The organism is Vibrio sp. V39_P1S14PM300 (genome assembly GCF_009904765.1).
Classification (GTDB): Bacteria; Pseudomonadota; Gammaproteobacteria; order Enterobacterales; family Vibrionaceae; genus Vibrio; species Vibrio proteolyticus.
Genome location: NZ_WXWP01000165.1, coordinates 19015 through 20400 on the forward strand (window position 1 = coordinate 19015; position 1386 = coordinate 20400).

1 protein-coding gene is annotated in these 1386 nt (G+C 42.8%); it reads right to left on the reverse strand.

Going from position 1 to position 1386, the window contains the following annotated elements; all coding sequences use genetic code 11:
* On the reverse strand, positions 1-786 hold a 786-nt coding region (locus CAG65_RS08250; protein ID WP_161453315.1), incomplete at its 3' end, for a TRAP transporter substrate-binding protein.
* Positions 787-1386 lie beyond the last annotated feature (600 nt).

The following is a 1386-nucleotide window of genomic DNA, read 5'->3' on the forward strand; positions in this document are numbered from 1 at the left end:
ATCGTCTGGCAGTCGGTCCCAGGTACGCTTGTTGACTAAGAATTGCAGCTCAGTACCAGGCTCATGCCAACCGGTGTAGTAATACGGCGCTATCTTGTGGAACCCCATGCGCAGATCCAGCGAGGGGCCAACCCATTCCAGAGCATCAATGGTGCGCCGCTCTAACGAGGTATAAAGCTCACCCGGTGCAATGTTGGTTGGCTTTGCGCCAAGCTCTGCAAGCACCTCTCCAGCAAACCCTGGAATACGCATCTTCAGACCTTGTAAATCATCGACGGTTTTGATCTCTTTCTGGAACCAGCCCCCCATCTGAGTATCCGTGTTACCCCCAGGGAACGACAGCATGTTATGAGGTGCATATACCTTCTCCATCAACTCCATGCCACCGCCATAGTAGAACCAGGCGTATTGCTCCGTCGGCAACATACCGAACGGCATGGAAGTGAAATAAAGCGTGTTGGGCACTTTCCCTTTCCAGTAATACGATGCCGAGTGGCCCATGTCATATTGTCCGGACTTAACCATATCAAACACACCAAAAGGCGCTTTATGCTTATTGGCAGAATCGATGCGAATTTGCAGACGTCCGTTGGACATTTCTTCCGCCATCTTCGCCATATTTTGGGTGGTATCACCAAAGATCGGGAAGTTTGGTCCCCATGTTTCTGCCAGCTTCAGGCGATACACTTTTTCAGCAGCATTGGCAGAAGTTGCCAACAGCGCGCAGGTCAGTGCAGCAGCCGTCATTTTTACGACTCGCTTCAGCGATTGTTGAATCACACTCATGTTCACGTCCTTTCGTGCTTATTGTTCCTTTCGAGCATTACATTTTAAAAATCTATGAATACTTCGACATTTATTAGATTCACAACAAAGATGCGTGATAAAAGCAAAATGAGAAATGCGCGTGAACACGCATTCAAGTAGGCGTGCGAGAAAACCATTAGACTATTGACTTACGTAGATATACGTAAGCCATTTGACATACATATAGTATCTACTTGTTTTAATTTAATTTAATATAAATTGAAATAGGGATATAGCGGAGTAATACGTAGTGCAAACTGATGAGTAGTTTATTAATGATTTTTTAAGAAAGTGTGAAGTTGGGTAGCGACAATGTCTAACATACATTCAACTTGAACAAACCAACATGCTGACATCAAGTCACAGAAACCACCTGATATCAGCACGTAAATGTCATAAAATCAAATAAAAACATTTAAATCAAACAGATATATGATCAACACACTCAGCAAAGTCTTCTTCATCTTTATCTCTTAAGAATGTAGCAATTTCTTGCAGGGGTAACTCATAACCTTTTTTAATTAAAGATCGAATAGCCTCCACATGTTCTTCATTTATATCATGTTCAAAAATTATAAA